Source organism: Polaromonas sp. P1_G1 (assembly GCF_056405595.1).
Genome location: NZ_JBFUBU010000028.1, coordinates 37,301 through 60,675, shown reverse-complemented (window position 1 = coordinate 60,675; position 23,375 = coordinate 37,301). Strand labels below are relative to the sequence as shown.

23 protein-coding genes are annotated in these 23,375 nt (G+C 63.9%); all 23 read right to left on the bottom strand.

Annotated features, from left to right (window positions below):
• Positions 1-190: 190 nt before the first annotated feature.
• The 23 genes from AC1D1Y_RS15830 to AC1D1Y_RS15720 all read right to left on the bottom strand — a co-directional run bounded on the left by AC1D1Y_RS15830 (position 191) and on the right by AC1D1Y_RS15720 (position 23,371).
• Positions 191-715, bottom strand: a complete 525-nt coding sequence (locus AC1D1Y_RS15830) for a YgjP-like metallopeptidase domain-containing protein (protein ID WP_477683153.1) — start codon at positions 713-715, stop codon at positions 191-193.
• Positions 716-750: 35 nt separating this feature from the next.
• Positions 751-2,316: a lysine--tRNA ligase gene (lysS, locus tag AC1D1Y_RS15825; RefSeq protein WP_477683152.1), complete on the bottom strand. Its 1,566-nt coding sequence runs from the start codon at positions 2,314-2,316 to the stop codon at positions 751-753.
• Between the two features lie 142 nt (positions 2,317-2,458).
• Positions 2,459-3,118, bottom strand: a complete 660-nt coding sequence (locus AC1D1Y_RS15820; protein WP_477683151.1) for an LON peptidase substrate-binding domain-containing protein — start codon at positions 3,116-3,118, stop codon at positions 2,459-2,461.
• A 116-nt stretch (positions 3,119-3,234) separates the two neighbouring features.
• Positions 3,235-4,107, bottom strand: coding sequence for an acetyl-CoA carboxylase, carboxyltransferase subunit beta (gene accD / locus AC1D1Y_RS15815; protein WP_477655129.1), 873 nt, complete (start codon positions 4,105-4,107; stop codon positions 3,235-3,237).
• 108 nt (positions 4,108-4,215) lie between these two features.
• Positions 4,216-5,034 (bottom strand): tryptophan synthase subunit alpha, encoded by an 819-nt coding sequence (trpA, locus tag AC1D1Y_RS15810; RefSeq protein WP_477683150.1) that lies wholly within the window; start codon positions 5,032-5,034, stop codon positions 4,216-4,218.
• Positions 5,031-6,332 carry a tryptophan synthase subunit beta gene (gene trpB / locus AC1D1Y_RS15805; RefSeq protein ID WP_477683149.1) on the bottom strand — a complete coding sequence of 434 codons (1,302 nt, stop codon included), beginning with the start codon at positions 6,330-6,332 and terminating at the stop codon, positions 5,031-5,033. Before trpB ends, trpA begins: the two co-directional genes overlap by 4 nt.
• A complete protein-coding gene (locus AC1D1Y_RS15800; RefSeq protein ID WP_477683148.1) occupies positions 6,310-7,041 on the bottom strand; it encodes a phosphoribosylanthranilate isomerase in 732 nt (243 codons plus the stop codon). The genes trpB and AC1D1Y_RS15800 overlap by 23 nt, the downstream gene beginning before the upstream one ends.
• Positions 7,038-7,832 (bottom strand): tRNA pseudouridine(38-40) synthase TruA, encoded by a 795-nt coding sequence (gene truA / locus AC1D1Y_RS15795; RefSeq protein ID WP_477683147.1) that lies wholly within the window; start codon positions 7,830-7,832, stop codon positions 7,038-7,040. The genes AC1D1Y_RS15800 and truA overlap by 4 nt, the downstream gene beginning before the upstream one ends.
• Before the next feature lie 39 nt (positions 7,833-7,871).
• Positions 7,872-10,589 (bottom strand): FimV/HubP family polar landmark protein, encoded by a 2,718-nt coding sequence (locus tag AC1D1Y_RS15790; protein ID WP_477683146.1) that lies wholly within the window; start codon positions 10,587-10,589, stop codon positions 7,872-7,874.
• A 253-nt stretch (positions 10,590-10,842) separates the two neighbouring features.
• A complete protein-coding gene (gene asd / locus AC1D1Y_RS15785; protein WP_477655135.1) occupies positions 10,843-11,982 on the bottom strand; it encodes an aspartate-semialdehyde dehydrogenase in 1,140 nt (379 codons plus the stop codon).
• Positions 11,983-12,268: 286 nt separating this feature from the next.
• Positions 12,269-13,339: a 3-isopropylmalate dehydrogenase gene (leuB, locus tag AC1D1Y_RS15780; protein ID WP_477678395.1), complete on the bottom strand. Its 1,071-nt coding sequence runs from the start codon at positions 13,337-13,339 to the stop codon at positions 12,269-12,271.
• A gap of 4 nt (positions 13,340-13,343) precedes the next feature.
• Positions 13,344-13,868, bottom strand: coding sequence for a hypothetical protein (locus tag AC1D1Y_RS15775; protein ID WP_477683145.1), 525 nt, complete (start codon positions 13,866-13,868; stop codon positions 13,344-13,346).
• Between the two features lie 14 nt (positions 13,869-13,882).
• Positions 13,883-14,533, bottom strand: coding sequence for a 3-isopropylmalate dehydratase small subunit (gene leuD, locus AC1D1Y_RS15770; RefSeq protein ID WP_477683144.1), 651 nt, complete (start codon positions 14,531-14,533; stop codon positions 13,883-13,885).
• The gene (locus AC1D1Y_RS15765; RefSeq protein WP_477655138.1) at positions 14,534-14,671 is read right to left on the bottom strand and encodes an entericidin A/B family lipoprotein; all 138 of its coding nucleotides are present in this window, start codon (positions 14,669-14,671) and stop codon (positions 14,534-14,536) included.
• A 24-nt stretch (positions 14,672-14,695) separates the two neighbouring features.
• The gene (leuC, locus tag AC1D1Y_RS15760) at positions 14,696-16,117 is read right to left on the bottom strand and encodes a 3-isopropylmalate dehydratase large subunit (RefSeq protein ID WP_477683143.1); all 1,422 of its coding nucleotides are present in this window, start codon (positions 16,115-16,117) and stop codon (positions 14,696-14,698) included.
• A gap of 44 nt (positions 16,118-16,161) precedes the next feature.
• Entirely contained in the window at positions 16,162-17,136 is a 975-nt protein-coding gene (locus AC1D1Y_RS15755; protein WP_477683142.1) for a LysR family transcriptional regulator, read from the bottom strand.
• Between the two features lie 185 nt (positions 17,137-17,321).
• A complete protein-coding gene (gene gltA / locus AC1D1Y_RS15750) occupies positions 17,322-18,632 on the bottom strand; it encodes a citrate synthase (RefSeq protein WP_477683141.1) in 1,311 nt (436 codons plus the stop codon).
• A gap of 49 nt (positions 18,633-18,681) precedes the next feature.
• Complete coding sequence (locus tag AC1D1Y_RS15745) at positions 18,682-18,990, bottom strand: FAD assembly factor SdhE (RefSeq protein ID WP_477683140.1); 309 nt, start codon at positions 18,988-18,990, stop codon at positions 18,682-18,684.
• Positions 18,991-19,009: 19 nt separating this feature from the next.
• Positions 19,010-19,714 carry a succinate dehydrogenase iron-sulfur subunit gene (locus AC1D1Y_RS15740; protein ID WP_477683139.1) on the bottom strand — a complete coding sequence of 235 codons (705 nt, stop codon included), beginning with the start codon at positions 19,712-19,714 and terminating at the stop codon, positions 19,010-19,012.
• 57 nt (positions 19,715-19,771) lie between these two features.
• A complete protein-coding gene (gene sdhA / locus AC1D1Y_RS15735; protein ID WP_477683138.1) occupies positions 19,772-21,565 on the bottom strand; it encodes a succinate dehydrogenase flavoprotein subunit in 1,794 nt (597 codons plus the stop codon).
• A gap of 54 nt (positions 21,566-21,619) precedes the next feature.
• The gene (sdhD, locus tag AC1D1Y_RS15730; protein ID WP_477683137.1) at positions 21,620-21,985 is read right to left on the bottom strand and encodes a succinate dehydrogenase, hydrophobic membrane anchor protein; all 366 of its coding nucleotides are present in this window, start codon (positions 21,983-21,985) and stop codon (positions 21,620-21,622) included.
• Between the two features lie 19 nt (positions 21,986-22,004).
• Positions 22,005-22,451: a succinate dehydrogenase, cytochrome b556 subunit gene (gene sdhC / locus AC1D1Y_RS15725; RefSeq protein WP_477683136.1), complete on the bottom strand. Its 447-nt coding sequence runs from the start codon at positions 22,449-22,451 to the stop codon at positions 22,005-22,007.
• A gap of 122 nt (positions 22,452-22,573) precedes the next feature.
• Complete coding sequence (locus AC1D1Y_RS15720) at positions 22,574-23,371, bottom strand: GntR family transcriptional regulator (protein WP_477683135.1); 798 nt, start codon at positions 23,369-23,371, stop codon at positions 22,574-22,576.
• Positions 23,372-23,375: the final 4 nt, after the last annotated feature.

Below are 23,375 nucleotides of genomic sequence, written 5' to 3'. Positions count from 1 at the left end.
GAGTTTAGCCGGACCCCGCTTGGCTCGAGCACCGCAGGTTGCCCGAAGCGAAGCGTAGGGACCCAGACTGCGGGTCGCCTTTTCTTTGGTGACTTTCTTTTGGCGAAGCAAAAGAAAGTTACTTGCTGCCGGGCAACCCCCGGCCAGCAACCCTCAGCAAAGAGCGCGAAGGCCGGAGCAAGAACCGGCCCTAACTCCCCGGCCAGGCCAGCTTCCCCACCAGCTCCAAGTGGGTCAGATAAACCCGCAAATCAAACTCATACTGGTGATACTGCGGCTCCATATGCGTACACAGCTGGTAGAAAGCCTTGTCATGGGCTCTCTCCTTGATGTGGGCCAGCTCATGCACCGTGATCATGCGCAGAAACTCCGCCGGCACATCCTTGAACAGGGTGGCGACCCGGATCTCGCGTTTGGCTTTGAGCTTGTTGCCCTGCACGCGTGACACCGTCGTGTGCGTGCCCAGCGCGTGCGCGATCACGTGGAGTTTGCTGTCAAACGCCACCTTGGATAGGGGCTCGGAGCTGCGCAGGAAATCGTTCTTGAGATCCATCACGTAGTCGTACAGCGCCCTGTCGGTCCGCACGCCGTGGCCCTGGGGGTATTTGGCGAGCAGGACTTCGCCCAGCCGGCCCTGATCCAGCAATTGCTGCACCTGGGTTCGCAGGTTTTCCGGATAGCCGGAAAGGTATTTCAAGGGAGAGGCACTGGCCATCAGGGATTCAGGCCGGGCGCCTCACCGGTTCCGCTTCAGGCCTCGCGACGCAGCGCGGGGAAGAGAATCACGTCCCGAATGCTGGGGCTGTCGGTCAGCAGCATCATCAGCCGGTCAATGCCCACGCCGCAGCCGCCGGTGGGCGGCATGCCGTATTCGAGGGCGCGCACGAAGTCGTGATCGTAGAACATGGCTTCGTCGTCGCCGCTGTCCTTGGCCGCCACCTGGGCGTTGAAGCGGGCGGCCTGCTCTTCGGCGTCGTTGAGCTCGCTGAAGCCGTTGCCGAATTCGCGGCCGGTGATGTAGAGCTCAAAGCGCTCGGTGACTTCGGGCCGGCTGTCGTTGGCGCGCGCCAGCGGAGAGATTTCCGTCGGGTGCTCCATGATGAAGGTTGGCTGCCAGAGTTTTTCTTCGACCAGTTCCTCGAAGTACAGCACCTGCAGGCTGGCCAGTGAGCGGGTCGAGAGGCGGTCTTTTTCCTCGTTCATGCCCAGCTTTTTGAGGGCGTTGGTCAGCCACACGGTGTCGTCCACGTGCTCGCCGGCTTCGGTGTGCTTGAGGATGGCTTCGCGAATGGTCAGGCGTTCAAAGGGCTGGCTCAGGTCCACGGGCTTTTCGGCGTAAGTCAGCTGCAGGGAGCCGGTGACCTTCTGGGCGACGTCGCGGATCAGCGATTCGGTGAAACTCATCAAGTCCGAGTAGTTCCACCACGCGGCGTAGAACTCCATCATGGTGAACTCGGGGTTGTGGCGGACGCTGATGCCCTCGTTGCGGTAGCTGCGGTTGATCTCGAACACGCGCTCAAAGCCGCCGACGATCAGCCGTTTGAGGTAGAGCTCGGGAGCAATGCGCAAAAACATTTCCTGGTCGAGCGCATTGTGGTGCGTCTTGAAAGGTTTTGCATTTGCGCCGCCCGGGATCGGGTGCAGCATCGGGGTCTCGACTTCCAGGAATTCGTTGGCGATCATGAATTCGCGAATACTGCTGACGGCCTTGCTGCGCGACATGAAGCGCTTGCGTGCCTCCGGGTCCATGATCAGGTCCACATAACGCTGGCGGTACTTCACCTCCTGGTCGGCCATGCCATGGAACTTGTCGGGCAGCGGACGCAGGCTTTTGGTGACCAGACGGATGCTGTCGGCGTTGACCGAGAGTTCACCTGCATTGGTACGGAACAAGGTGCCAGTGGCTTCGATGATGTCGCCCAAGTCCCAATGCTTGAAGGCTTTGTGGACTTCCTCGCCCACGCCGTCGTTTTTGATATACAGCTGGATGCGACCGTTTGAAGAGCCCAGCGACGCGTCCTGGATGGTGGCAAAGCTGGCCTTGCCCATCACGCGCTTGAGCATCATTCGGCCTGCGACGTGGACCTTGAGCGCCAATTCGTCGAGTTCTTCCTTTGTCTTGCTGTCGTATTGCTCAAACAGCGCGGCAGCGCGGTGCGTCGGCTTGACATCGTTAGGGAAGGCCACGCCTTTTCCGTCCGCCTGGTCTTTGCGCAAGGCCTTGAGCTTTTCGCGGCGTTCAACGATGAGCTGATTCTCATCTTGCGGAGCGAGGGCGGCGTTGCTGGGGGCGGGCGAAGTCGGCTGTATAGACATAGGGTTCCGGAAAAAGTCCAAAGGAGTCAGACGCCTTGCGTTCAGGGGGAGGCCCGAAAAGCGCCGAATTGTCGATTTTAAGTTTTAACAGGGGCGTTTTGGCACGGCCGCCTGAAAAGGCGTTGAGATCGCCAACAGGCCCTTAAAGCGCGATGCCGGTGCGCTCCAGGATGTCGCTCACCAGCTCCAGCCGCATCAGGGGGTTGTCCAGCTGCATCAGGCGCTGCTTGAGCTCCAGTGGTATCGGCAGCAGTTCGCACCAGCGGTTGGAGACCCATCCGCAATCGTCCAGCCGGTAGGGCGACTGCAGCGGCATCTGGGCCTGCGGCACCTCGCGCTCCTGCAGGCTTCTGATCAGCTTGCCCAGCGCATCCGCCGTGCCTTGCAGGTCGGGCGGGACTTTCACGGCCTGGTCGTCTTCCAGCCGGGTGACGTCGGCGATCCACAGGCCGTGCTTGAGTTTTTCGCGGCGCGAGATTTCAAAGCGCTGCGCGCCGACGCAGCGGATCACCATCAGGCCCGGCTGGGGCAAGGAAAACTCGGTGATGGTGGCCAGGGTGCCGACGGCGCTAAAGGCCTCGTGCGCAAAGCCGTCGCCGCCGGGGCTGGTGTCTGCGGGACGCCGCACTTCCGAGCCTTCGGTCAACGACACCACGCCGAAGGGCGCGCCCGCCTTGTGGCATTTGCCTATCATGTCGAGGTAGCGCACTTCAAAGATGCGCAGGGGCAAAATGCCGCCCGGAAACAGCACCGCGCCCAGCGGGAACAGGGGAAGGGAGCTCAAGGTCAAGGCTTCTGGCATGGTTCTCATCGTGCTTTGGGGGGCCGTGAACCACATCATCCCATGTGACCCAAGCGGTGCACTTTTCGTGCGGCTAATACGCCTTGCTTCAGGGGCTATTCAGGCTTGCCAGGTTCTCAACTGACGGCGTCGGCCGGCTGCCTGAGCAGCATGGCCAGCGAGCTGGCCACGGTCTTGCGCAGYTCGCGGCGGTCGCAGATGAARTCGATCGCGCCCTTGGTCTGCAGGAACTCGGCGCGCTGGAAGCCTTCCGGCAGCGTCACGCGCACGGTGGATTCAATCACGCGCGGGCCGGCAAAACCGATCAGGGCCTTGGGCTCGGCAATGACCACGTCGCCGACAAAAGCGAAGCCGGCGCTCACSCCGCCCATGGTSGGGTCGGTCAGCACGCTGATGTAGGGCAGGCCYTTTTTGGCCAGGCGGGTCAGCGCRGCRTTGGTYTTGGCCATCTGCATGAGGCTGAGCAGGCCTTCCTGCATGCGCGCGCCGCCGGTGGCGGTAAAGCAGATGAAGGGTACTTTTTGCTCGATGGCGGCGTGCACGCCGCGCACGAAGCGCTCGCCCACCACACTGCCCATGCTGCCGCCCATGAAGTCGAACTCAAAGCAGGCCACGACCACGCCTATGCTGTGCACCGCGCCGCCCATGACGATSAGCGCATCGGTTTCCTGGGTGTTTTCCAGGGCTTCTTTSAGGCGTTCGGGGTATTTGCGGCTGTCCTTGAATTTGAGGGCGTCGACCGGCAGCACTTCCTGACCCAGCTCGTAGCGGCCTTCCGGATCCAGAAAAGCGTCCAGCCGGGCGCGGGCGCCTATGCGGTGGTGGTGGCTGCATTGCGGGCAGACGTTCTGGTTTTTTTCCAGGTCGGTCTTGTAGAGCACTGCTTCGCAGCTGGGGCATTTGATCCACAGGCCCTCGGGCACCTGGCGGCGTTCCGTCGGGTCGGTGGGGCTGATTTTTGGGGGAAGCAGTTTTTCTAGCCAAGACATGAAGTCAGTCCTTGTGGTATCGGGCGGGGCCTGGGGCCCCGCCGGGCGAAAAGCGCAATTATGCGCCGGTTTCCCCAGGCTTCAACCCGGTACCGGCCGGCGCAAAAGTCAGTCCAAAGCAGTACGGATTTCCGTCAAAAACGCCTGTGCGACGGCCGCCACCTTGTCGCGCGGCTGGTTTTCGATCAGCTGGATGATCTTGCTGCCGATGACCACGGCGTCGGCCACCTTGCTGATGGCCTTGGCCGTGGCGGCGTCGCGGATGCCGAAGCCCACGCCCACGGGCACGTTCACATGTTTGCGTATGCGCGGCAGCATGGCCTCGACGGCGTCCACGTCCAGCGTGCCCGCGCCGGTCACGCCCTTGAGCGAGACGTAATAGACATAACCGCTGGCGACTTCAGCCACCTGGGCCATGCGCTTGTCGGTGCTGGTGGGGGCCAGCAGAAAGATCAGGTCCATGCCGTGCGCGCGCAGCCGGGCGGCGAATTCCACGCATTCCTCGGGCGGGTAGTCGACGATGAGCACGCCATCCACGCCGGCCTGGGCGGCGTCGCGGATGAAGGCGCTTTCGGTCTTGCTGCCGCCGTGCTTGATGTCGTAGCGCTCCACCGGGTTGGCGTAGCCCATCAGGACCACGGGCGTTGCACTGTCCTTGGCGCGGAACTGGCGCACCATGTCCAGCACCTGGGCCAGGCCGACGCCGAAGGACAGGGCCTTGTCGCCGGCTTTCTGGATCACCGGGCCGTCGGCGCTGGGGTCGGAAAACGGTACGCCCAGCTCGATCACGTCGGCCCCGCCGGCCACCATGGCGTGCATCAGCTCGGGCGTGACGTCGGCAAACGGGAAGCCCGCGGTGACGTAAGGGATCAAGGCCTTGCGGCCCTGGCTTTTGAGCGTGGAGAAGGTGGAGGCAATGCGGCTCATGACTGCACCCCGCTTCCCTTGGCGCCGCTGGCGTCGAAGGATGCCGGCGAAGCCGACCCGCCCTTGACGGACAGGCCGCGCATGGACGGCCGGTCGTAGAAGTCGGCCCCCGAGAGGTCGGCCACCGTGCCGATGTCCTTGTCGCCCCGGCCCGACAGGCACACGAGCAGGCTTTGGTCGCTGCGCATGCTGCGCGCCATTTTCATGGCGCAGGCCACGGCATGGCTGGATTCAAGCGCGGGAATGATGCCTTCGGTGCGGCACAGGTAGTGAAAGGCTTCCAGGGCTTCCTTGTCGGTGATGCCGACGTATTCGGCGCGGCCTATGTCCTTGAGGAAGGCGTGTTCAGGGCCCACGCCGGGGTAGTCGAGCCCGGCGCTGATGCTGTGGGTCTCGGTGACCTGGCCGTCCTCGTTTTGCAGCACATAGGTGCGGTTGCCGTGCAGCACGCCAGGCAGGCCGCGCTGCAGCGAGGCCGAATGCTTGCCGCTTTCCAGGCCTTCGCCGGCCGCTTCCACGCCGATCAGGCGGGTTTTGGCGTGCTGGATATAGGGGTGGAAGATGCCCATGGCATTGCTGCCGCCGCCCACGCAGGCGATCACCGCGTCGGGCTGCCTGTTGCCGATGAATTCCGGCATCTGCTGCAGGCATTCGGCGCCGATCACGCTCTGGAAGTCGCGGACCATCATGGGGTAGGGGTGCGGGCCCGCCACCGTGCCGATGATGTAGAAGGTGTTGTCGACGTTGGCGACCCAGTCGCGCATGGCCTCGTTGAGCGCGTCTTTGAGCGTCTTGCTGCCGCTTTCAACCGGAACCACCGTGGCGCCTAGCAGGTTCATGCGGTAGACGTTGGGGCTCTGGCGCTTGACGTCCTCGCTGCCCATATAGACCACGCATTCCAGGCCGTAGCGTGCGCAGATCGTGGCGGTGGCCACACCGTGCTGGCCGGCGCCGGTCTCGGCGATGACACGCGGCTTGCCCATGCGGCGCGCCAGCATGGCCTGGCCTATGGTGTTGTTGATCTTGTGCGCGCCGGTGTGGTTGAGGTCTTCGCGCTTGAGGTAGATCTGCGCGCCGCCTTGTTCGCGGCTCATGCGCGCGGCATGGTAGATCGGGGAGGGGCGGCCCACGAAATGCGCCAGTTCGGACTGGAATTCGGCGATGAACTCCGGGTCGTGCTGGTATTTGGCGTAAGCGTCTTTCAGCTCGTTGATCGCATGGGTCAGCGTTTCCGAAACGAAACTGCCGCCGTAAATTCCGAAATGGCCTGAAACGTCAGGCTGGTGGTACTCGTACATGATGGGGACTCTTTGCAAGTAATTCGTCGGCGGCGCGAACGGCCGCGACGAACTGGTTGATTTTGTCGGCGCTTTTGATTCCCTTGGAAATCTCGACGCCGGAACTGACATCAACGGCCAGCGTTGTGCAACGCGGCCTGACTTGCGAAATGCCATCGATCACGTTTGCAGGCGTCAATCCACCAGACAAAACGAGGTGAGCGCTGACGTTTGGAGGAAGAAGTGACCAATTGAATGTTTTCCCGCCGCCGCCATAACCTTCGACATGAGCGTCGAGAAGGATGGCTTGTGCGGCCTTGAAGTCCTGGGCGTATTTTACGAGATCAAAGCCGCCTGGGGAGCCCGGGGTGTTTTCGGCTGATTTTTCACCCAATGGGATGCGTGCCGCGCGCATGAAGGGCCGGCCGGCCGCCAGGCAGTCTTCAGGCGTCTCGTCCCCGTGAAACTGCAGAAAGGCCGTGGGCATGAGGGCGCAGGCGGCGCTGATTTTTTCCACCGGTGCGTTGACGAAGAGCAGCACCGGCGTGATGAAGGGCGGCAGGCGGCGGGCCAGTCCGGCGGCGCGCTCGGCCGCCACGTAACGCGGGCTGGCCTCGTACATCACAAAACCGACCGCATCCGCGCCGGCCGCCACGGCGGCATCCACGTCTTCTTCGCGGGTCAGGCCGCAGATCTTGATGCGGGTACGGGTGGTGGGTGCGGGCGTCATGGCAGCCAATCATAGGCTGGTGTGCGGCTTGGGAGGCCGTAGTGGTCTTCGTAGACCGGGCCCAGGAAATACAGGCCATCCGGTGAAAACGTGGGCGCGGCGGCATCGCGGCTGCGCGCGGCCATCACCCCGGCCAGCCAGTCCGGCGGGTAGCTGCCCTGGCCTATGGCCACGAGGCAGCCCATGATGTTGCGGATCATGTGGTGCAAAAAGGCGTTGGCCTCGAACTCGAAGCGCCAGTACCGGGCATTGGGCTCACCGCGGTGCGAAATCGCAATGCGGCTGATGGTTTTGACGGGGGACTTGGCCTGGCACTGCGCGGCGCGGAAGGAACTGAAATCATGTTCGCCTACGAGGTAGGTGACGGCCTGCCGCATGGCCGCCTCGTCCAGCGGCCGGTAGACCCAGCCGACGCGCCCGGCTTCCACGCTGGGGCGCACCGGGGACTCCAGCACCACATAGGCATAGCGGCGGGCGATGGCGCTGCCGCGGCAATGGAATTCATCGGGGACCTCGCGTGCCCACTGCGCGGCGATGTCTGAGGGCAAAAAGGCGTTGGTGCCGCGCACCCAGGAGGCGATGTCGCGCTGCAGGGGCGTATCGAAGTGCACGACTTGCATCAGGCCGTGCACGCCGGCGTCGGTGCGGCCCGCGCACAGGGTGCGGATGGATTGGGCGGCGAATTTGCCCAGCGCCAGTTCCAGCTTGTCCTGCACCGTGTTGCCCGAAAGCTGGCTTTGCCAGCCTTCGTAGCCGCTGCCGCTGTAGCTGACGCCGAGTGCAATCCTCACGGGAGGGGACGCAGTGAACGCGGCGCGTTCAGGCTGCGCTCACGACAGGGCGTTCAGGAAGGCCTGCGCCTTGACCTTCAGCGGGCCCTTGGCTTCGGCCATCACCTCTTCGGCCAGGGACCTGGCGCCATCCGAATCGCCCAGCGACCGGAATTCTTCGGCCAGCAGGAATTTGGTTTCCAGCGGGTCGTCGGACGTGACTTCCATCGGGTGGTCCGGGCTTTCCGTGGTGGGGCCATTCAGGTCCAGCGATAGCGAACCGAGGTCGAACTCCAGCATGCCGTTGTCAGTTACCGGCTCTGGCGCCGGAGCTGCCGCTTTCACGGGGGCGGGCGCCGGCTTGGGGGCCGGTGTGAACGGTTCGGGCGTGAAGTTCAAGCCTTCGTCGAGGAAAGAGGCATCGGGCGCGGCCTCGGCGGGTTTGGCGGCCGGCGCAGGTGGCTTGGCCGTGGGCAAGGCCACCGTGGCGCTGCTGAAATCCATGTTCAGCGGGGCCGGTTCCTGCGCTTTCATGGCCACCGTGGGCTCGACGCGCGCGGGAGCGGGCGGCGGAGGAGGTGGGGCCGAGATCACGGCTGGGGTGGTGGCCGCACCGGGTTCGTCATCGAGTGAGAAGTCCAGGTCAAGGTCGACATCCATCGAAGGCGTGGGCGCGGGAACATGCGCCGGCTGAGCGACCATGGCCACGGTGCCGCCCGGGCTGAACGCCGAGGTGCCGCCTGCATGGGCGCTGCCGGCGGGCTGCCCACCTGGCTGGTACATCGGGTTGGCAGGGTCTAGTTCACGGCCCATCTCGGTGATGTAGGCCCATTCGGGGCCGCTGCCGTGGGTGAGGTTGAACGCCTCGATGGCCACGGTTTCAAAGGCCTTGCTGTCGCGGCGCTTGGCGTAGATTTCCATCAGCTTGGCATGGATGGCGACGCGCATCGGGCTGGTGCGCATGGCCTCCTTCAGGATTTCCTCGGCCTGCAGGTCTCGTCCATAGGCCAGGTACACATCAGCTTCGGCTACCGGGTCGACGTCGCCAGCGGCATCCAATTGACTCGGCGAATACACGAGGGACGAGCCCGTGGCGTTGCCTTCATTCGTGTCAATTCTTTGGCCGCCGCTGGCGCCGAAAAAAGAATCCGGCTGCAGCCTGCTTTCGAGGAAGGAGCTGTCGACCTGGGCCGCACCGCCACGCTGGCGGTAGCGGTAAAAGCCGAAACCGGCCAGCAGCAGCAGCAGGCCGCCGGCGATGGGGAGTACCAGCGGGTTATCGAGCAATTCGTCGACCAGGCTGGGTTCGGGTGGTGGTGGCGGGACTGCCACAGGCTTTTTGGCGGCGGCCACAGCTGGTGCGACCGCGGCGCTGGCGGCCGGTGCGGGCTGGGAGGCTGCAGATACCGGGGCCACGCTGGTGGAAGCTTCGGATGCGGAAGCGGCCGCAGCTGGCGCGCTGCTGGCGGTCGCCGGTGATGGCGTGACGGCAGCAGTCGGGGCTGGTGCGGGTGTTACGCCCGGGGCGGCGGCGGATGGCGCCGCGGGTGCAGGCGTTGTTGCCGGGGCAGGGGCGGGGGCCGCCAGGGTTGGCACGCTGGCAGGCGCGGGAACCGCCACACCGGGGGCTTTTGCCGCACTGGCTGCGGGCGCCGCCGTGGGGGCGCCGCCCAGCTTGTTCAGCTCGCTGATGTTCTTGGACAGCTCGGCCACGCGCGTGGAGGCTTCCTTGGCCTGGCGTTCCTTGGCGATCTTGTCTTCGGCCGCCGTGGGGGCTGCCTTGCCCTGGACGGCGCCCTTGGAGAGGGTCAGCTTGTCGGGGGTGGTGCTGGCGGGCGCGCGGTCTTCGACCTTGGCCTGCACCTTGCCACCGGCCTGGCGGTCCGCGCTGGCCATCTGGGTGGCCGGCACGCCTTCGGCGAGCTTGCGGCGGAAACTGTTGAAGTCCTTGCTTTGCGCGACGATGGTCTGGGTGGCTTCGCCGGCGGAAAGCGCTCCGGCCGTTTCGGCGCCCGGAATGTCGAGCACAGCGCCCGACTTGATGCGGTTCACGTTGCCGCCGATGAAGGCGTCCGGGTTGCTGCGCAGCAGGGCGACCAGCATCTGGTCCAGCGACACGCTGGCGGGCTTGTTCTGGGCGGCGATCTTGCCGGCGGTGTCGCCGGCTTTGACGGTGACCTGTTTGTCACCGCCGGCCGGCACTTTTTCGAGGGGCGCGGCAGGAGCCTTGGCGACCGGCGCGGGCCGGGTGCTGGGGCCGGCCGGCGGCGAATAGGGGATCGAGGCAATGCCCTTGGCGGGAGGGGCCGAGGGGCGGGAAGACAGCACGGGTGCCGTGGGCGCGACCGCTGTACCCGAGCGCAGGGCCGGCGGGTCGAACAGCATGGTGTAGTCGCGTGTGATGCGGCCGTTGGCCCAGCTGGCTTCCAGGATCAGGTCGACAAAAGGCTCGGTAACGGGACGGTTGCTGCTCAGGCGCAGAAAGGAGCGTCCGTCAGGGCGGCGTTGCAGGGTGACTTCGACGCCGGAAACCACGCTGCCGTATTCAAGCCCGGCCGCCTTGAAGGCGTCGACCGGCGCCACGCCGGCCTTGAGGCTGGAGGCTTCCTCCGGTTTGATGTCGGGGATCTCGATTTCAGCGCGTAGGGGTTCGCCCAATGCCGATTGAACCGTGATACGGCCCAGCGCGAGCGCGTGGGCTTCCAGACTTGCCAGGCTGCCCAGCAGTGCAATGGCACTTGCCAGGGCGCCGATACGCCAACGACCGCGATTATTCATGGGGTTGTGAGCCTCCAGTGCTCGGTCTGCATGTAACTTTATTCTGCTTAAGCGCACAAAAACCTCGATGCGAATTTTCGAAAAACAACCTTAACATCAAGGCATTAGGCTGACAAGCTAAGACACCACTTAAGTTTTGACACAGCGAGTTAGCAGCAACTTACAAGTTTCGGATGTTGTCTGACGACAACGTCTTGTGACATGTAGTTACGGATGAGCGGCTGTATGTTGGCAGCCGCTCACCTCAATTAATTCAGGCCTGCAGCAAGATGCGCAACATGCGGCGCAGCGGTTCGGCGGCGCCCCACAGCAGCTGGTCGCCCACGGTGAAGGCGCCCAGGTAGTCGGGGCCCATGGCCAGCTTGCGCAGGCGGCCCACAGGGATCTGCATGGTGCCGGTGACGGCCACAGGCGTGAGGTCCTGGATGGAGGCTTCGCGCGTGTTGGGCACGACTTTGACCCACTCGTTGTCGGCCGCGATCATGGCCTCGATGTCGGCCAGCGGCACGTCCTTCTTGAGCTTGAAAGTCAGCGCCTGGCTGTGGCAGCGCATCGCGCCTATGCGCACGCAGAAGCCGTCAACCGGGGTTTCGGCGGTGCCGAAGCTCGCGCCCTGGCCGAGGATCTTGTTGGTCTCTGCGCCGCCCTTCCATTCTTCCTTGCTCATGCCGTTGCCCAGGTCCTTGTCGATCCAGGGGATCAGCGAGCCGCCCAGCGGCACGCCGAAGTTGGCGGTTTCAGCGGCGCCCAGGCCCTGCTGTTTGGCCAGGATGCGGCGGTCGATCTCGAGGATCGCTGACTTGGGGTCGTTCAGCAGCGTGCGGACCTCGCTGTTCAGCGTGCCGAACTGCGTGAGCAGCTCGCGCATGTGCTGCGCGCCGCCGCCCGAGGCCGCCTGATAGGTCATGCTGGTCATCCACTCGACGAGGCCGGCCTTGTACAGCGCGCCCACGCCCATCAGCATGCAGCTGACCGTGCAGTTGCCGCCGATCCAGTTGCTGCCGCCCTTGGCCAGCGCATTCTGGATCACGGGCAGGTTGACCGGGTCCAGGATGATGACGGCGTCGTCGTTCATGCGCAGCGTGGAGGCCGCGTCGATCCAGTGGCCCTTCCAGCCGGCCGCGCGCAGCTTGGGGAAGACCTCGGAGGTGTAGTCGCCGCCCTGGGCCGTGATGATGACGTCGCACTTCTTGAGCGCTTCAATGTCAAAGGCGTCTTTCAGCGTGGTCTCGTTTTTCGCCTGGGCGGGGGCTTTGCCGCCCGCGTTGGAGGTCGAGAAGAACACCGGCTCGATCAGGTCGAAGTCGCCTTCGGCCTGCATGCGGTCGATCAGGACCGAGCCGACCATGCCGCGCCAGCCGACGAGTCCGGTGAGATTGCCTTTGAGTTTCATTGGAACTGCCCCTTCAAAAAGTACATAAAAATGGCTTTTTGGCCCGGCTCATCGAGCCGGCAGGGCACGACGAACCAGGCTTGCTAGCCTTTAATGGTGGTCGTTTTGGTGATCTGGGCAAAAACCGGCGCCGCACGTCCCGCGCGCAGGGCGGCGGGGCAGTGGGTGAAAGCGGGGTTTTTGCGCATAGGTGTCGATTGTAGCCAGGCTTGGCTTTGCCGAGGCTGACAACCGCCTCAAACCCGTGTTTTGACGCCGGTTTGAGGTGGTTTGCGGCAAAAAAACGTCAGGCCAGCGCCTTGACGACCGCGTCACCCATCTGCACCGTGCCGACTTTCGTCGTGCCTTCGCTGTAGATGTCGGGTGTGCGCAGGCCCTGGCTCAGCACGGCATCCACGGCTTTTTCGATGCGGGCGGCGGCTTCGGGCTGGTTCAGGCTGAAGCGCAGCATCATGGCCGCGCTCAGGATGGTGGCCAGCGGATTCGCCACGCCCTTGCCGGCGATGTCGGGCGCGCTGCCGTGGCTGGGCTCGTAGAGGCCCTGGTTTTTGTCGTTCAGGCTGGCCGAAGGCAGCATGCCGATGGAGCCGGTCAGCATGGCGGCGGCGTCGCTCAGAATGTCGCCGAACATATTGCCGGTGACGACCACGTCAAACTTCTTGGGCGCCTTGACCAGCTGCATGGCCGCGTTGTCCACGTACATGTGGTCCAGCGCAACGTCGGGGTATTGTGTGCCGACCTCGGTGACCACGTCTTTCCAGAGCTGGAAGGTTTCCAGCACATTGGCTTTGTCGACGCTGGTCACGCGCTTGTCGCGTTTGCGGGCGGCCTGGAAGGCGACGTGGGCGATGCGTTCGATCTCGGGGCGCGAATAGCGCATGGTGTCGAAAGCCTCTTCCGAGCCGGGGAAGTGGCCGTCGGGCGAGACGCGGCGGCCGCGCGGCTGGCCGAAGTAGATGTCGCCGGTCAGCTCGCGGATGATGAGGATGTCCAGGCCGGACACCAGTTCGCGCTTGAGGCTGGAGGCGTCGACCAGCTGGGCGTAGCAGATCGCCGGGCGGAAGTTGGCGAACAGGCCCAGGTTCTTGCGCAGGCCCAGGATGGCTTGCTCCGGGCGCAGCGGCCGGTCGAGCTTGTCGTATTTCCAGTCGCCGACCGCGCCGAACAGCACGGCATCGGCGTCCTTGGCCAGCTTGAGCGTGGCTTCGGGCAGCGGATGGCCGTGCGCCTCGTAGGCGGCGCCGCCGACCAGCGCGCTTTCGGTTTCGAACTTCAGGTCAAGCGCCTTCAGGACCTTGACGGCTTCCGCGACGATTTCGGTGCCGATGCCGTCACCAGGGAGGATTGCGATTTTCATGGGATTAATCCAGGATTTCAGAAAAACTGGCCGGGCAAAAGTAAATGCTGCCCGGCACAGGGATGGGAGTTGAGTTGGTGGTGTCGTTGACCACGATGGTGCAATGCTTGCCTTTCCAGATCAGGTCGGCAGTGTATTTTTTCTGCGGATCAGCGACGAAGCGGACAGCTACCGGCCCACACTTTGACTTGTTCGCAAAATACTGCTCCTGCGCATAGGCGCGAATCTGCACCGGACCAGCTTGCGGAAGTACTTCAACAATGTCTTTGCGTTCGCGGCCGGCATAGGTCCGGCTGGCTTCTATGGTGTTCAGGGCAATACCTACATCCTTGAAGCCTTCGCATGACGCGCTTTGTGGGCTCACGCCAAATCGCGTTGTGCCATTCGAGAGGGAGCGCAGCCGAAGCGTCGCGGCATTCGCGGGGGCGTTCTTTTCGATGGCTGCTAGCTGGGTTTGGTCGCGATTGACCGCTTCCATCGTCGAGCAGCCCGTCAGGCCGGTCAGCAGGGCAACAACCAGCCCTGCCATGCGCGAGTGCGCCATCATCCTGCCACCGTATGGCTCAGCCAGGGTTTGGTCGCCAGGCGCTCGGCTTCAAAGGCCTTGATCTTGTCGCTCTGGCGCAAGGTCAGGCCGATGTCGTCCAGGCCGTTGAGCAGGCAGTACTTGCGGAAGGCCTGCACCTGGAAGGGGAGCTCCTCGCCTTGCGGCTTGACGACGACCTGGCGCTCCAGGTCCACCGTGAGCTGGTAGCCGGGGAAGGCCAGCGCTTCGTCGAACAGCTGGGCCACCTGCGCTTCGGGCAGCACGATGGGCAGCAGACCGTTCTTGAAGCTGTTGTTGAAGAAGATGTCGGCGTAGCTGGGCGCGATGATGGCGCGAAAGCCGTACTGGTCCAGTGCCCAGGGCGCGTGTTCGCGCGAGGAGCCGCAGCCGAAATTCTTGCGCGCCAGCAGGACGGAGGCGCCGGCGTAGCGCGGCTGGTTCAGCACGAAGTCCGGGTTGGGCTTGCGCGTGGCCGGGTCCTGGCCGGGAAAGCCCGCGTCCAGGTAGCGCCATTCGTCAAACAGGTTGGGCCCGAAGCCCGTCTTGCGGATGGACTTGAGGAACTGCTTGGGGATGATGGCGTCGGTGTCGACGTTCTCGCGGTCCATGGGGGCCACGAGACCCTTGTGTACGGTGAATTTTTGCATTTACTTCTTTGCCGCGTTTTCGATTTTTTCGCCGACCTTCTGGACGTCCTGCCCGACACCCCGGAAGGTGTTGCAGCCGGCCAGCAGAACGGCCGCGGAGGCCAGTGACAGCGCAAGCAGGGTTTTGATTTTTTTCATGGAAGTTCCTCCTGGGGCTGGTGGTTAGACAAATTTCCGGATATCGACAAAGTGGCCGTGCACGGCCGCCGCCGCCGCCATCGCGGGGCTGACCAGGTGGGTGCGCCCGCCGGCGCCCTGGCGGCCTTCGAAGTTGCGGTTGCTGGTGGAGGCGCAGCGCTCGCCCGGCTCCAGCCGGTCGGCGTTCATGGCCAGGCACATGGAGCAGCCCGGTTCGCGCCATTCAAAGCCGGCGGCCACAAAAATCTTGTCCAGGCCTTCGCGCTCGGCCTGTTCCTTGACCAGGCCGGAGCCCGGCACCACCAGCGCGAGCTTCACATTTTTGGCGACCTTCTGGCCTATCTTCTTGATCACGGCCGCGGCTTCGCGCATGTCCTCGATGCGGCTGTTGGTGCAGGAGCCGATGAACACCTTATCGATGTAGAGGTCGTTCAGCGCCTTGCCGGGCTCCAGGCCCATGTATTTCAGGGCGCGCTCGATGGCATCGCGCTTGTTGGCGTCTTTTTCCTTGTCGGGGTCGGGCACGCGGTCGTCGATGGACAGCACCATTTCGGGCGAGGTGCCCCAGGTGACCTGCGGCAGGATCTGGCTGGCGTCGAGCTCGACCACGGCGTCGAATTTCGCGTCGGGATCGGAGTGCAGGGTGTTCCAGTATTTGGCGGCCATGTCCCATTCGACGCCGGTGGGCGAGAGCAGGCGGCCTTTGACGTAGTCGATGGTTTTGGGGTCCACCGCCACCAGGCCGGCGCGCGCGCCCGCTTCAATCGCCATGTTGCAGACCGTCATGCGGCCTTCCATGCTGAGCGCGCGTATCGCCGAGCCGGCGAATTCAATCGTGTAGCCGGTACCTCCTGCTGTTCCGATTTTTCCAATGATCGCCAGCACGATGTCCTTGCCGGTCAAGCCGGGCGCGAGCTTGCCCTCGACCTTCACGAGCATGTTTTTGGCCTTCTTGGCCAGCAGGGTCTGCGTGGCCATCACGTGCTCGACTTCGCTGGTGCCTATGCCGTGCGCCAGCGCGCCGAAGGCGCCGTGGGTGGAGGTGTGCGAGTCGCCGCAGACCACCGTCATGCCGGGCAGTGTGGCACCGCTTTCGGGGCCGATGACGTGCACGATGCCCTGGCGCTTGGAGAGGAAGGGGAAGAAGGCGGCCGCGCCGAATTCCTTGATGTTGCTGTCCAGCGTGGTGATCTGTTCCTTGCTGACCAGGTCGGTGATGCCGTCGTAACCGAGCTCCCAGCCGGTGGTGGGCGTGTTGTGGTCGGCGGTGGCGACGATGGAGCTGATGCGCCAGACCTTGCGGCCGGCCTCTCGCAGGCCTTCAAAGGCCTGCGGGCTGGTGACTTCGTGCACCAGGTGGCGGTCAATGTAGAGGATGGCCGTGCCGTCTTCTTCGGTATGGACGACGTGTTCGTCCCAGATTTTGTCGTAGAGGGTGCGTCCCATGGTTTCCTTCGTGGTCTCTTGTTGTCGTCTGTCGTGGGGTGATTTTAGGCGGCTGCGTGGGCCGGGGCTGCCGCGTTTTTCGCGGGTTTCAGGCCGCCGGTTTGGGGCGCGGGCAGGGTCAGGTGGTCCACCAGCAGCCGCGCCGTCAGCGGCAGCGTGGAAAAGTCGCGCGCCACCAGCTGGATCTGGCGCTCGGCCCAGCTGTCCAGCAGCGGAATGGATTCAAGTTCGCCGACGCCGTGCGTCAGTTCGAAGGCGCGCTGCGGCATCACACCCACACCCAGGCCGTTATGGATCATGCGGCACATGGCGTCCAGGCCGGTCACGTGGATGCGCAGCTTGATGGTGCGGCCCAGCCGCGCCGCGGCCTCGCGCATGGCCAGGTAGATCGAGCTGTTGGAATGCAGGCCGACCTGGTCGTAGTCCAGCGCGGTTTCGAAGCGGATGGCGCCCTGCGCGCACAGCGCATGGCCGCGCGGGACGATGAGCACGAGTTTGTCGGTGCGGTAGGGCAGGGTCTGCAGGTCCCCGGTGCCGTCGGCGGTGTTGCAGATGCCCAGGTCGGCCGCGCCCTCCTGCACGGCGCGGACGACTTCGGTGCTCAGGTGCTCTTCGAGGTCGATCTTGATGCCCGAATGCTCGCGCGTGAAGGCGCCCAGGTCTTCGGGCAAAAACTGCACGATGGCCGAGATGCTGGCATGCACGCGCACATGGCCGCGCACGCCGTCGGCGTATTCGCTGAGTTCGCTCTGCATTTTCTCGAGGCTGAACAGCACGGAGCGCGCATGGTGCAGCAGGCTTTCACCGGCCGGCGTCAGGTCGACGCCGCGGGTGTGGCGGTACAGCAGCGGGGTGTCCAGCGTGGCCTCGAGATCGGAGAGGCGCTTGCTGACGGCGGAGGCGGCGATGAATTCGCGTTCGGCCGCCTTGCCGATGCTGCCCAGCTCGCACACGGCCACAAAGAGCTGAAGCGAGGTCAGGTCAATGCGGCGGGCAAAGTTGCGTTCTGAGCTTTTCATGGGGGCTTGTCGCGTGGCGTCATCGTGTTCGACGACGGTAGATCGCTATTTTGCCGCTTAGAACCCGGTTTTGTCATCGCAATACGCGATGACCCGCTTGCCGATGGGCGTTTTCCTCTGCTTCGGGCGTAAAAAAGCCCGCCGATGCTGCCATCAGGCGGGCTTTGCGCCAAGGCGCGGGTGGCTTAGCGCTTGGCCAGCGGCAGGACCTGGCGGGTCGTGGAACCGGTGAACAGCTGGCGCGGGCGGCCGATCTTGTACTCGGGGTCGCCGATCATTTCATTGAGCTGGGCGATCCAGCCGACCGTGCGGGCCAGGGCGAACACGGCGGTGAACAGCGGCACGGGGATGCCGATGGCGCGCTGCACGATGCCGGAGTAGAAGTCGACGTTGGGGTAGAGCTTGCGCGAGACGAAGTAGTCGTCTTCCAGGGCGATCTTTTCCAGGGCCATGGCCAGCTTGAACAGCGGGTCGTTTTCCAGGCCCATTTCCTGAAGCACTTCCTTGCAGGTTTCCTGCATGAGCTTGGCGCGCGGGTCGTAGTTTTTGWAAACGCGGTGGCCGAAGCCCATCAGCTTGACGCCGGAGCTCTTGTCCTTGACCTGCTTGATGAATTCGCCGATTTTCTCGACGCCGCCCTGCTTCTGGATGTCGCCCAGCATGTTGAGGGCCGCTTCGTTGGCGCCGCCGTGGGCCGGGCCCCAGAGGCAGGCCACACCGGCCGCGATGGCGGCAAACGGGTTGGTGCCGGAGGAACCGCACAGGCGCACGGTGGAGGTCGAGGCGTTCTGCTCGTGGTCGGCGTGCAGGATGAAGATGCGGTCCAGGGCGCGTTCGAGCACCGGGTTGACCTTGTATTCCTCGCACGGCGTGGCGAACATCATGTGCAGGAAGTTGCCGGCGTAGCTCAGGTTGTTCTTGGGGTACATGTAGGGCTGGCCCACGGTGTACTTGTAGGCCATGGAGACCAGGGTCGGCATCTTGGCGATCAGGCGGATGGCCGAGATGTCGCGGTGTTCCGGGTTGGTGATGTCGGTGCTGTCGTRGTAGAAGGCCGACAGGGCGCCGACCAGGCCGGTCATGATGGCCATCGGGTGCGCGTCGCGGCGGAAACCGCGCAGGAAGAATTGCATCTGCTCGTTGACCATGGTGTGGTTGGTCACGCGGTGCACGAAATCGGTCTTCTGCGCCACGTTGGGCAGCTCTCCGTACAGCARCAGGTGGCAGGTYTCCATGWAGTCGCAGTTGGTGGCCAGCTGCTCGATGGGGTAGCCGCGGTACAGCAAYTCRCCCTTGTCGCCGTCGATGTAGGTGATGGCCGACTGGCAGGATGCGGTGGAGAGGAAACCGGGGTCATAGGTGAACATGCCGGTCTGCGCGTACAGCTTGCGRATGTCGACGACGTCCGGGCCGACATTGCCCTGGTACACCGGCAAWTCGAYGCTGGGGCTGCCGTTRCTGAAGGACAGGGTGGCTTTGTTGTCAGCTAGCTTCATTTCTTGCTTCTTTCTTTCGTATCAGTGTCAATGAGGGACGGGCGGGTAATCAGGGGGCCGGCGCCGCGGGCTGCAGCAACTTTAAAACCTCGTGGGCTTCAGAAGTAGAGGCGCTTGCCTTGGCGGCTTCATCGGGCAGCTGGCCAGCTTCTTTTCGTTTTAACAGCAGGTCCAGCAAATCGTTGTCGGACAACTCCATTAAATCATTCAACCCTTTAGCCTGCCTGACGGTGAGGGTGGCCTCGTGGCCCTGGAAGAAGCGCTCTATCAGCAGGTCGTTTTCGAGCAGGCCGCGCCGGCAGCGCCACTTGAGCTTGCTCATGGCGCGCTCATCTAGCAGGGCGTCGGTAGTTTCCATATTTTCGGCCAGTGGACGGTCAAACTGTCCTCATCACCATCATTTCCTTGATCTTGCCGATGGCTTTCGTCGGGTTCAGGCCCTTGGGGCAGACGTCGACGCAGTTCATGATGGTGTGGCAGCGGAACAGGCGGTAGGGGTCTTCAAGGTTGTCCAGGCGCTCGGCGGTGGCTTCGTCGCGGCTGTCGGCGATGAAACGGTAGGCCTGCAGCAGGCCGGCCGGGCCGACGAACTTGTCGGGATTCCACCAGAAACTGGGGCAGGAAGTCGAGCAGCTGGCGCACAGGATGCACTCGTAGAGGCCGTTGAGCTCTTCGCGCTCTTCGGGACTCTGCAGGCGCTCTTTCTCGGGCGGCACSKTGTCGTTGATCAGGTAGGGCTTGATCGAGTTGTACTGCTTGAAGAACTGCGTCATGTCGACGATCAGGTCGCGCACCACGGGCAGGCCCGGCAGCGGCTTGAGGATGATGACCTCGGGCAGCGTGCGCATATTGGTCAGGCAGGCCAGGCCGTTCTTGCCGTTGATGTTCATCGCGTCCGAGCCGCAGACGCCTTCGCGGCAGGAGCGGCGAAAGCTGATGGACGGATCCTGCGCCTTGAGTTTCATCAGCGCGTCCAGCAGCATGCGCTCATGGCCGTCGAGCTCTACCTCGATGGTCTGCATGTAGGGCTTGGCATCGGTGTCCGGGTCGTAGCGGTAGATCTTGAAGGTGCGTTTGGTCATGGGGTTCTCGCTTCTTGTGGGGTCGCAGGCCGTCTGTCGTGTGTCGTGTCTGTATTCTTAGAACGTGCGCGTCTTGAGCGGCACGGACTCGACGGTCAGGGGCTTCATCTGCACCGGTTTGTAGGCCAGGCGGCTGCCCTCGCTGTACCACAGCGTGTGCTTGTGCCATTCGGTGTCGTTGCGGCCGTTCGGGTGCTCGGGCGTGTCGCCGTAGTCGTCGACCGAATGCGCGCCGCGGCTTTCCCGGCGGGCGGCGGCCGATACGATGGTGGCCTGTGCGGCCTCGATCAGGTTCTCGACTTCCAGCGCCTCGATGCGCGCGGTGTTGAAGATCTTGGACTTGTCTTTCAGGCCGATGCTGTTGACGCGCGCGCGCAGGGCGGCGATCTTGCTCACGCCTTCATCCATGATGGCCTGGGTGCGGAACACGCCGGCATGCTGCTGCATGGCGGCGCGCAGGTCGTTGGCCACGTCTTGCGCATATTCGCCGTCGGTCGCGTTGTCCAGGCGCGCGATGCGGGCCAGGGTCTTGTCGGCGGCGTCAGCCGGCAGCGGCTTGTGCGTGGTGGTCTTGGCGAACTCGACGATGTGGTTGCCGGCGGCCTTGCCGAAGACCAGCAGGTCCAGCAGCGAATTGGTGCCCAGGCGGTTGGCGCCGTGCACGCTGACGCAGGAGCATTCGCCCACCGCGTAGAGTCCGTTGACGACCTGGCTCTGGTTGTTGGCGTCCTGCGTGACGACCTGGCCGTGGATGTTGGTCGGGATGCCGCCCATCTGGTAGTGGATGGTCGGCACCACGGGAATCGGTTCCTTGGTGATGTCGACGTTGGCGAAGTTGTGGCCGATCTCGAACACCGAGGGCAGGCGCTTCATGATGGCGTCCACGCCCAGGTGGGTCATGTCCAGCAGGATGTAGTCCTTGTTGGGGCCGCAGCCGCGGCCTTCCTTGATTTCCTGGTCCATGGAGCGCGAGACGAAGTCGCGCGGCGCCAGGTCTTTCAGCGTGGGGGCATAGCGCTCCATGAAACGCTCGCCGTTGCTGTTGCGCAAAATCGCGCCTTCGCCGCGGCAGCCTTCGGTCAGCAGCACGCCGGCGCCGGCCACGCCGGTCGGGTGGAACTGCCAGAACTCCATGTCTTCCAGCGGGATGCCGGCGCGCGCCGCCATGCCCAGGCCGTCGCCGGTGTTGATGAAGGCGTTGGTCGACGCGGCAAAAATGCGGCCGGCGCCGCCGGTGGCGAGCAGCGTGGTCTTGGCTTCAAAAATGTGGACGTCGCCGGTTTCCATTTCGAGGGCGGTCACACCCACGACATCGCCCGCGGCATCGCGGATCAGGTCCAGCGCCATCCACTCGACGAAGAAGCTGGTTTTTTCCTTGACGTTTTGCTGGTACAGCGTGTGCAGCATGGCGTGGCCGGTGCGGTCGGCCGCGGCGCAGGCGCGCTGCACGGGCTTTTCGCCGTAGTTGGCCGTGTGGCCGCCGAAGGGGCGCTGGTAAATCGTGCCGTCGGGGTTGCGGTCGAAGGGCATGCCCATGTGCTCGAGGTCGTACACGACCTTGGGCGCTTCGCGGCACATGTATTCGATCGCATCCTGGTCGCCGAGCCAGTCGGAGCCCTTGACGGTGTCGTAGAAGTGGTAGTGCCAGTTGTCTTCGCTCATGTTGCCGAGCGAGGCGCCGATGCCGCCCTGGGCCGCAACGGTGTGCGAGCGTGTGGGGAACACTTTGGAGAGCACGGCCACGTTGAGGCCGGCGCGCGCCAGTTGCAGCGATGCGCGCATGCCGGAGCCGCCGGCACCGACGATGACGACGTCAAATTTGCGCTTGGGGAGTTTGGATGTTGCTGTCATGATTTTTTGTGGGGTGTCGGTCTTCTTGTCGGGTCTGCAGGTTTAGCGGGGGGCTCAGAGGCGCCACAGGACCTGGATGCCCCAGCCGGCACAAGCCACCAGCCAGACAATCGTGAAAACATTCAAAACGAGTTTGATGGAGGCCGGCTTGATGTAGTCCATCCAGATGTCGCGCATGCCGACCCACACGTGGTACAGCAGGGCGACGATGACCACAAACGTCAGAGTCTTCATCCATTGGGACGAGAAGATGCCGGCCCATGTGTCATAGCGGATGGGACCTTTGCTGAAGATGACCTGGGCCAGCAGCAGCACGGTGAAAAGGGCCATCAAGGCGGCCGTGATGCGCTGCGCGAGCCAGTCGCGCAAACCGTAGTGGGCACCGACAACGATGCGCTTGGAGCCGTAGTTAACTGCCATTTTTTTGTGCTCCTTGTGATCAGTAGAGGCCGAACAGCTTGGCGCCGAGGACCAGCGTCAGGGCGATGCTCGCGGCCAGCGTGAAGATGGCGGACGACTTGCCGAATTCCTTGCTGACGGCAGCGTGGCTCACGTCCATCCACAAGTGGCGCAGGCCGGCGATGAAGTGGTGCAGGTAGGCCCAGATCAGGGCCAGTGCCGCGAGCTTCCAGATGAAACCGGGCAGGCCCAGCATGCCGATGTTGAAGGCGCCCTTGAATTTTTCGAAGGAAATTTCGGAGGAGATCGAGGTGTCGAACATCCAGATGATGAAGGGCATCAGCAAGAACATGATGAAGCCGCTGATGCGATGGAGGATGGACACCCAGCCGGCGGGCGGCAAACGATAGGAAGGGAGATCGGTGAGCGCGTTGATGTTGCGGAACTCGGGCCGCTTGGGACGCTGTTTGGAGGCCAGCTCTGTCATTTTTAGGCTTTCGTGGGTGTAACTGGGTGGTAACCGGGTCTGCAATTACAGCTAAACAGCAGAATTCTATTGCAACGCAACAATCGGCTTACAAAGGTTTGCAGCTTCTCTGAGGGTTCCCGTCAACTAAGGTCGTTTTTGTAGTGATGGGTGTCGGTGCGGTACAAGCCCCGGCGCAATTCCATGGGCAGGTCGTTGTAGGTATAGGCGGTGCGTTCCACGCTGAGCAGCGGCGCGCCCACCGGCACGCTGAGCAGCGCGGCGGAAGCCTCATCGGCCGCGACGGCTCGGATTTTTTCYTCRGCGCGCACCATGCGCACGCCRAAYTCGGTTTCAAACAGCGCGTACATGGGGCCGCGGTGCGTGGCCAGGCGCTCGGCGGTCAGGCCTTTGAACGGGCCGCCCGGCAGCCAGACGTCTTCAAGAATGGTCGGCGTGCCCTGGAAGGCCAGCACGCGGCGCAGCTGCAGCACGGCGTCGCCGGTGCGCAGCGAGAGCGGGCGCGCGATGTCGGCCGGCGCGCGCAGGCGCTTGCAATCGATGATCTGCCGCTCGGCCGGGCCTTCGCTGGTGGTGTCGCCGCTGTCGGGCATGAGGCGCAGGAAGCGGTACTGCACATGCTGCTCGGCATGCGTGGCCACGAAAGTGCCCTTGCCCTGGCGGCGCACCACGAGGTTCTCGGCCGCCAGTTCGTCGATCGCCTTGCGCACCGTGCCCTGGCTCACGCGAAAACGCGCGGCGAGGTCCATCTCGCTGGGGATGGCCTCGCCGGGTTTCCATTCGCCGGCCTGCAGGCTTTGCAGGATCAGCACCTTGATCTGCTGGTACAGCGGGCTGAAGGCCGGTGCCACGCCGGTAACCGCGCCGGCATCGCCGGAAAGCGCTGCGGAATCGGTCAATGAGGACGGGTTGATGGCCATGGGG

What these genes read in the sequence shown, in the direction of transcription:
- AC1D1Y_RS15830 (WP_477683153.1), bottom strand. Translation starts at nt 715, where the DNA reads ATGGCCAGTGCCTCTCCCTTGAAATACCTTTCCGGCTATCCGGAAAAC.
- lysS (WP_477683152.1), bottom strand. Translation starts at nt 2,316, where the DNA reads ATGTCTATACAGCCGACTTCGCCCGCCCCCAGCAACGCCGCCCTCGCT.
- AC1D1Y_RS15820 (WP_477683151.1), bottom strand. Translation starts at nt 3,118, where the DNA reads ATGCCAGAAGCCTTGACCTTGAGCTCCCTTCCCCTGTTCCCGCTGGGC.
- trpA (WP_477683150.1), bottom strand. Translation starts at nt 5,034, where the DNA reads ATGAGCCGCATTGCCTCCACCTTCTCCACGCTCAAAAGCCAGGGCCGC.
- trpB (WP_477683149.1), bottom strand. Translation starts at nt 6,332, where the DNA reads ATGTACGAGTACCACCAGCCTGACGTTTCAGGCCATTTCGGAATTTAC.
- AC1D1Y_RS15800 (WP_477683148.1), bottom strand. Translation starts at nt 7,041, where the DNA reads ATGACGCCCGCACCCACCACCCGTACCCGCATCAAGATCTGCGGCCTG.
- AC1D1Y_RS15790 (WP_477683146.1), bottom strand. Translation starts at nt 10,589, where the DNA reads ATGAATAATCGCGGTCGTTGGCGTATCGGCGCCCTGGCAAGTGCCATT.
- asd (WP_477655135.1), bottom strand. Translation starts at nt 11,982, where the DNA reads ATGAAACTCAAAGGCAATCTCACCGGACTCGTCGGCTGGCGCGGCATG.
- leuB (WP_477678395.1), bottom strand. Translation starts at nt 13,339, where the DNA reads ATGAAAATCGCAATCCTCCCTGGTGACGGCATCGGCACCGAAATCGTC.
- AC1D1Y_RS15775 (WP_477683145.1), bottom strand. Translation starts at nt 13,868, where the DNA reads ATGGCAGGGCTGGTTGTTGCCCTGCTGACCGGCCTGACGGGCTGCTCG.
- leuD (WP_477683144.1), bottom strand. Translation starts at nt 14,533, where the DNA reads ATGCAAAAATTCACCGTACACAAGGGTCTCGTGGCCCCCATGGACCGC.
- AC1D1Y_RS15765 (WP_477655138.1), bottom strand. Translation starts at nt 14,671, where the DNA reads ATGAAAAAAATCAAAACCCTGCTTGCGCTGTCACTGGCCTCCGCGGCC.
- leuC (WP_477683143.1), bottom strand. Translation starts at nt 16,117, where the DNA reads ATGGGACGCACCCTCTACGACAAAATCTGGGACGAACACGTCGTCCAT.
- AC1D1Y_RS15755 (WP_477683142.1), bottom strand. Translation starts at nt 17,136, where the DNA reads ATGAAAAGCTCAGAACGCAACTTTGCCCGCCGCATTGACCTGACCTCG.
- AC1D1Y_RS15745 (WP_477683140.1), bottom strand. Translation starts at nt 18,990, where the DNA reads ATGGAAACTACCGACGCCCTGCTAGATGAGCGCGCCATGAGCAAGCTC.
- sdhA (WP_477683138.1), bottom strand. Translation starts at nt 21,565, where the DNA reads ATGACAGCAACATCCAAACTCCCCAAGCGCAAATTTGACGTCGTCATC.
- sdhD (WP_477683137.1), bottom strand. Translation starts at nt 21,985, where the DNA reads ATGGCAGTTAACTACGGCTCCAAGCGCATCGTTGTCGGTGCCCACTAC.
- sdhC (WP_477683136.1), bottom strand. Translation starts at nt 22,451, where the DNA reads ATGACAGAGCTGGCCTCCAAACAGCGTCCCAAGCGGCCCGAGTTCCGC.